The following is a 5,996-nucleotide window of genomic DNA, read 5'->3' on the forward strand; positions in this document are numbered from 1 at the left end:
ATCAACGGGAATTTTATCACCATAAATTTTGAATCCGATGCCATAGTCCATTGACATCTGATGAATGGAAGCATAAACACCATCTGATAGGTCCATCATAAACTTCGCACCAGCCTTGCTTATTTTTATTGCTTCTTCTATTCTTGGTTCTACGTCCAGCATTTTTTTAATTCCCATTTGCTTATCGATTCCGTACTTATAATAGATGTAACCTGAACCAGCACTTCCCAGTGTATTTGTAACCATTAAATATTGCCCAGGTGCGATATCGGATCTTCTTCTTATAAGATTGGATTTTTGCTTCCCAATTACCGTACCTGATGCTGTAAAATCATAGCCTTCCTTTGTATCGCCACCAAGTATTGATGCGTGAAATTTTTCCAGCTCGAAATTTATGCCTCTGTAAAATTCCTTTAGATATTCAATATCATATTCCGGCGATACAGATAATGAAACCAGAAGCCCTATGGGAATTCCTGCCATTGCTGCTATATCGCTCAGATTAATAGCGGCAAAAAATTTTCCTGCAAGAAATGGTTTTGTTCCTTCAGGCAAATGTGTCTCCCTTGTTATAAGATCTGTTGAAAGCATAATATAAGAATTATCGATTTCAAGGAGGGCGCAATCATCCTTTTCTATATGATTAATTTGCTCTGTCTCAAGCAGATCGATAATTTTCCTTTCTCCAAGATCTTTTAACTTCAATATTTTTGTTATAAATTTGTTAAATTTAAACTTTGGTATTAAATAATTTTTACTGGAAAATTTTTATATGTGATAGATATAATCTATCATAGGTGATAGAATTTATTAATGAAGTGGAAAATTTGAGGGAAGAAATATACAACAATTCAGAGGAAATTCTTAAACTCCTGGAAGAAAGAAAGCAACTTGCAATAAAAATCGGGAAATGTAAGATAAAGCAAAACCTTAAAATCAGAAACAGGGCGAGGGAAATAGAGATACTTCAAAGGTTGGGAGGAGACCAGTACAAAAATTCTATATTGAATATGCTTTTTGAGTTTTCAATAAATTATGAAGAAAAAAATATAGAAATTCCACCGTCATATTCCAAAAATATAAATGGAATAAAATATGCAGAATTCACTGGAGAGAAAGGTAACTTGATTTTTATCCTTTCAAGAATATTAAATCCAGGAAGTTTGATTTACTGTGCTGATAAAAAAATATCACAGATTTTGGCAGCCAATGGCCACCATATAATAGATTCAATTGAAAATCCCGATCTTGTTATACATTTAGATGGAAGAAGCAACCAGGAAATAATATTAAGAGACAGCTCTATTCTAATCTCCGAACAATTTTTTTCAAATAAAGATAATATATACAATATAGAAATGATGTAATATGTATATACTGATAATTGGGTCGAATGGGCGCCTTGGGAAAATTTTGCTTAAAATATTTCCGGAATCAACAAAAATAGATATTGAGAATTCAAATTATTTAGAATCAGAATTACAAAAAGCAGATTTTGCCTTTTTAGCCACACCAATGGATGCAACAATTAATATTATACGCCGCTTTCCAGAATATGATGGCTTTATAGATTTAACTTCAGTTAAATCAAAAATGATTGAATTTGCTGGAAAAATAATAAGCCTGCATCCACTATTTGGGCCAGAAACTTATGGAACAAATAAATCTATTATTTTTATAAATGATATCTCAAGGAAGGATTCATTGGCAGATATGGAAAAATTATTTCAGGATTACAAATTGATTATAATGGATGCCAATAGCCATGATGCTTTAATGGGAGAAATTCTTGTTAAGCCGTATGTACTTTCATATATATCAAAATCTGAAAACTCCAGCATCATAACTGGCTCTTATTCAAAATTTCTGGAAATTGAAAAAATAAAATATAATGAAAATTCCCAGGTGCTTATTGATACTATAAAATATAACGAAAATTCCAGTAAAATAATAAAGGATATTGAAAAAAGGCTTGAAGGCCTTAAAAAATTAGTAGGTAATTGACGAACTGGCTAATCTATTAAAAAGGGCGTTGTAATCAGGCTGGAAAAACATCCTGTCCTCAAGTTCGAGTTCATAATTGTAATCTTCAAGGTCAAGTGAGTTATAATAGTTGGATAATTCACTAAACTCGTGGTCCAGAGAGGATTGCACAATCAGATCAAGTAATTTCGAATCAAATTTATCGTTATGCACTCCTCTTTCTTTATTGCCTCCTGTTGGATATGAAAGTACAGGATATTGAGAACCAAGATCAACAAGGATTTTAGCAAGGGAATGGAGCCTTGGTGGTCTGTAAAGCCCTTTTCTCCATAATTTTTCAACAAGGGTATTTTTCTGTATGTTCATCGGATTTATTGATATGTCAGCAGAATATGGACTGACAATAGCAACAGATTTTTCAATATCTTCTATTGCCTTTTTTTCAGATATAAACGGAGGTTTAAACAGCAAATAAGTCCTTAGCTCTATTTTTTCTTTCTGTAAAATGGTAGCTGCATCAATGAATTTTTTTAATGTGCTTCCTTTGTTTACGGAATATTTCATTATGTAATCATCTGCACTTTCAAGGCCTATGGCAATTCGCAGGTCAATTCCTGCATTTTTGAAAGGTTGCAATGTTTCCGGCTTTATATATTCAGTTCTTGACTCAACAAGCAATTTATCTACCTTTCCTTTAATTCTATCTATGAAATAGTCTCTGACAGCAGGGTGCACCTCATTTGGATCAAGAAAACTGCCGGATGTGAATATTTTCAAAACCTTTATATCGTTTAATGAATCGTATAAAGTATCAACCTGATGCATGAGATTTTCATCGACTATTTCAGGAGAAGTATCGTTAAAGTAACCACACATTGAACATGCAGTAAATTTGTACCATGCACAGCCGGTTGTCCTGAATATGCATACCATTGTTTTTTCTGGATATCCTCGTAACCTATCAAGTTCTTTCCAGATTGATACTGGCTTATCTGCATCGTTCTTTTTAGTATTTTCATGCATTAAGCTTTTAATATAAAGTGAATAGTCCCTTACTACCATGTTATTTAATATCGTTTCTAGCTATAATAGCATTGTTATTTGAATGGCTTAGGTAATTCGTCGTATTCAATAACATAATATATATATTTAATCCCTAAAGTGAATCAACTCAACGTCCAAATTGTTAATTTGTAAAAAGTTATATATTATCTTAAAATCAACCTAGAAGGGCTCGTAGTCTAGTGGTATGATGTCTCCCTGACACGGAGAAGGTCACCGGTCCGAATCCGGTCGGGCCCATGTCATTAATATAAATCATTGAAATTTGCTTTAATATTTTTTTATAATATATATTGTTCCAAACAAAATACAATCAGAATTGGAACAATGTATTTAATGCAAACTGTATTTATTGTTAAATTACTGACGTATTTTTAATATTATTATAACTTTCAGCAGGCACTTTAATGTTATTGAATTTTTTTCCATAAATCAGAAAGTGAATTCAATGAAAACTCTGGATTCAGGATGTATTATCAAATATTTCCTTTCAGGTTTTTCTCCATAATAATATCCACAGCATGGTATCCAAGCCGGTAATACATTGATATGGCATTCTTATTGTGCCCAAAAACGTGAAGAACCAGTGATGACATACCATGATCCTTCACCATTGATTCCAGTATATTCATTGCTCTTGAGCCGTAACCCATTCTCCTGAATTTATCATATATTATTATATCCCAGAGATAGGTTGATTTATAATTCTGGTTATTCCATTCAACCCAAATTACACCGATTTTCTCCGCAGATAGTGTATCAGTGATAACCATAATAGAGTGGTCTGAAGTATTCTTTCCATCAGGCAGCAACTCCCGAAAAGATTTTTTAGATAATAGGTAAGCCTCTTCTTTATCCCAGCTGCCTGCCTTAATTTTTTCCTCTGCATATTCAGTTATCTGTTTCTGCAGATAAACATGGAAATCTTCCTTTGATATGGGAGACAGGGATACAGATTTTTCTTTCATTAACATAGATATCTGGCAGGGAGATAAAACTTTATTGTTTTCAATTCATATTTTGTGAATAATTCCTGAGATTTATTATGTTTTATCTAGTGACATCCTCCCCGCCCTAACGGACGGGGTTTCCTGCTTCAAAGCCAGGATTTGCCCTTTCAGGTAGTGATCCAGTCTCCACAGGCGTAAATTCGGGAGCGCCTACCTGCTTCTTTTAATCCAGTATTTTTGATGTTTATAGCTGCATTTAGATCTCTGTCTATTTCAAGCCCACATGACTCACATTTGAATGTTCTGTCAGATAGTTTGAGATCCTGGTTTAACCATCCGCATACTGAACATTTTCTTGATGTGTTTCTTGGATCCACTAATAACACTTCCCTGCCGGCACTTTCAGCCCTGTAAGTTGTGTACTGTACAAGTGTATTCCAGGATGCATCTTCAATGCTCTTAGCCAGATGGTGGTTTTTAACCGTGTTTCTTATTTTAAGATCCTCAAAAACAATAATATCATAAGATTTCACAATATGATTTGAGATCTTATGAGCAAAGTCCTCCCCTGGTTCTTTACATTCTTATGTCGCTTTGAGAGTATGGTTTTTGCTTTATTTCTGTTATTCGATCCTTTCTTTTTACGTGATAATGCTCTCTGTGTTTTCTTAATTCTTTTTTCTGACTTTATCAGAAACTCTGGAGGTTCAACAACTGTGCCATCACTCATTGTTGCAAGATGCAATAAACCTACATCTATTCCGATACTTTTTCCTGCCTTTTCTAATTGAATGGGATGCTTTCCATTATTTACTGTGAATTCAGCTTCCCAGATTCCTGTTTTATCTCTAGAAATTGTAAGGTTTTTTATTTCACCGTATATATCACGGTGCATGAACATCCTGATTTCTCCGACCTTTGATAGTTTAAGATGGCCATTGTCCAGTATCTCAAAGCCTGTACCGGGGTAAGTAATGATTTATACCTTCCTTTTGATTTAAATCGTGGGAATCCTACCTTCTGGTGTTTTCCTGATTTCTTTTCTTTTACTCTCCTGAAGAAATTATCAAATGCTTTATCCACTCTTTTAACAACATTCTGAAGACTCTGTGAATATATGTTTTTATATTCTTTAAAAGTGTCCTTGAGTTCTGGCAGTTCATTATGCTGATAATAATAATTGACATATTTTTTCTTACTCATATGAGCATATATTCTTTGAAGCAAAAGTGAATTATAAAATACTCTGCAGAGTTCAAGCTGGTTATTAATAATGTTTTCCTGTTCAGCAGATAGATACAGCCTGAACTTATATGCTTTCATACTCTCTTTCTAGTGTAGTACCTGCATATAATTTTTTTTCTTAAAGGAAGTCGCTTTCATCCCTTCCCTTTCGGAAGGTGATTTCCCGCTCAATATTGTTAAAATATATTATGAATTCAACTGTTCCATGTCCAGATAATTTCTTTAATAAATGTGAATTAAAAGTTTGTGAAAATATTTGAGAACTCTCAATTGCACAGTCTTTTAAGATTTTGCCCTATTCGTGTTTAATTTCACATTTTTGCTTGATTATCCTGTAATATGGCCTCTAATTTTGCTCTCTGGATTTTTAATGAATTTTGCATCATTTATTAACAAGGTCAAGAGTCCTTTTTATGCCAAGCATCACTGCATAGTTGCTGATGATGCCTATTGCAAGGGCCATTTCAAGATAAGGAATATATGTGGAATAGATAATGCTGGATTTAAAAACTATAAAACCAAAGCCAAGAAGTGCTGTTATAACTATAAGTGAAGCATTTACTGTGGCCAGGTGTTTCAATCTTCTCACCCCTTTTGTATAAATAAAAGTTATAATAGCCATACCAAAAAGAATTATTCCAGTAAATATATGAAGTATTAAAACGTAAGAAGTTAGAGGATTTTCTATCTGAGATAGATAAAAACCACCCATAATTTGAATAAATGCAAATGCCGAAGTTGTCCATAAAATACCTT

The 5,996-nt window shown here is 33.3% G+C and carries 7 protein-coding genes, 1 tRNA gene and 1 pseudogene; 3 read left to right on the forward strand and 6 right to left on the reverse strand.

Features of this window, described 5'->3' with window-relative positions; genetic code table 11:
- The coding region (locus WKI77_RS06935) for a thiamine-phosphate kinase (RefSeq protein WP_337861100.1) at nt 1-705 on the reverse strand (705 nt) is incomplete at its 3' end.
- Nucleotides 706-797: 92 nt separating this feature from the next.
- Between WKI77_RS06935 and WKI77_RS06940 the strand changes: the two genes are divergently transcribed.
- Both WKI77_RS06940 and WKI77_RS06945 read left to right on the forward strand, forming a co-directional pair.
- The gene (locus WKI77_RS06940) at nt 798-1,367 is read left to right on the forward strand and encodes a chorismate mutase (RefSeq protein ID WP_337861101.1); all 570 of its coding nucleotides are present in this window, start codon (nt 798-800) and stop codon (nt 1,365-1,367) included.
- Between the two features lies 1 nt (nt 1,368).
- A complete protein-coding gene (locus WKI77_RS06945; protein WP_337861102.1) occupies nt 1,369-2,004 on the forward strand; it encodes a prephenate dehydrogenase/arogenate dehydrogenase family protein in 636 nt (211 codons plus the stop codon).
- On the opposite strand, the gene WKI77_RS06950 is transcribed toward WKI77_RS06945, so the two are convergent.
- Complete coding sequence (locus WKI77_RS06950) at nt 1,990-3,045, reverse strand: archaeosine biosynthesis radical SAM protein RaSEA (protein ID WP_337861103.1); 1,056 nt, start codon at nt 3,043-3,045, stop codon at nt 1,990-1,992. The genes WKI77_RS06945 and WKI77_RS06950 overlap by 15 nt on opposite strands.
- Before the next feature lie 168 nt (nt 3,046-3,213).
- Here WKI77_RS06950 and WKI77_RS06955 point away from each other — a divergent pair.
- A tRNA-Val gene (locus WKI77_RS06955) sits at nt 3,214-3,285 on the forward strand.
- A gap of 236 nt (nt 3,286-3,521) precedes the next feature.
- Here the strand turns inward: WKI77_RS06955 and WKI77_RS06960 are convergent.
- From WKI77_RS06960 to WKI77_RS06975, 4 genes and pseudogenes are all read right to left on the reverse strand, one after another.
- Nucleotides 3,522-4,013 carry a GNAT family N-acetyltransferase gene (locus WKI77_RS06960; RefSeq protein WP_337861104.1) on the reverse strand — a complete coding sequence of 164 codons (492 nt, stop codon included), beginning with the start codon at nt 4,011-4,013 and terminating at the stop codon, nt 3,522-3,524.
- A gap of 149 nt (nt 4,014-4,162) precedes the next feature.
- Nucleotides 4,163-4,896 (reverse strand): annotated as a pseudogene (locus WKI77_RS06965) (transposase).
- Entirely contained in the window at nt 4,863-5,318 is a 456-nt protein-coding gene (locus WKI77_RS06970) for a transposase (protein ID WP_337861105.1), read from the reverse strand. The pseudogene WKI77_RS06965 and the gene WKI77_RS06970 overlap by 34 nt, the downstream one beginning before the upstream one ends.
- A 304-nt stretch (nt 5,319-5,622) precedes the next feature.
- Nucleotides 5,623-5,996 (reverse strand): trehalose synthase (locus tag WKI77_RS06975; protein WP_337861106.1); only part of this gene is annotated, 374 nt, incomplete at its 5' end.

The organism is Ferroplasma sp. (assembly GCF_037442045.1).
In the GTDB taxonomy this organism is placed as follows: domain Archaea; phylum Thermoplasmatota; class Thermoplasmata; order Thermoplasmatales; family Thermoplasmataceae; genus Ferroplasma.